The sequence below is a fragment of the Streptococcus suis genome (assembly GCF_002960425.1).
Taxonomy (GTDB): Bacteria; Bacillota; Bacilli; order Lactobacillales; family Streptococcaceae; genus Streptococcus; species Streptococcus suis_S.
The window spans coordinates 1-425 of the sequence record NZ_POIZ01000034.1; the positions used below are offsets into that span (position 1 = coordinate 1).

Sequence of the window (425 nt, forward strand, 5' to 3'; positions counted from 1 at the left end):
GAACAAGTATTGGATGAGGTGGAAGAAGCTATCTCACAAGAGCCGAAAGTCATTAAAGGTGGATCAGCCAACAGACAGAAACGAAGAAGAATTAAGAAACTAAAGAGAAAGTTGAAAGAGGATTTTCTTGTTCGGAAACAGAAGTACGAACGAGATAAACAGATTTTACAAGAACGAAACTCCTACTCTAAAACGGATCATGATGCAACATTTATGAGAATGAAAGAGGATCATATGAAGAATGGTCAGCTCAAACCAGGTTACAACCTCCAACTTGGTACAAACAACCAGTTTGCCTTGGCTTACGGATTGTATCCGAATCCAACTGACACTCGGACGCTCAAGCCCTTTCTTCAATCCATCCAAACCTTAGAACTCTTTCAACACATTGTCGCGGATGCAGGTTATGGTAGTGAAGAAAATTA

At 40.2% G+C, this 425-nt stretch carries 1 protein-coding gene; it reads left to right on the top strand.

Translation table 11 applies throughout. The features are described from left to right. On the top strand, positions 1–425 hold a 425-nt coding region (locus C1G57_RS04280), incomplete at both ends, for a transposase (protein ID WP_153045607.1).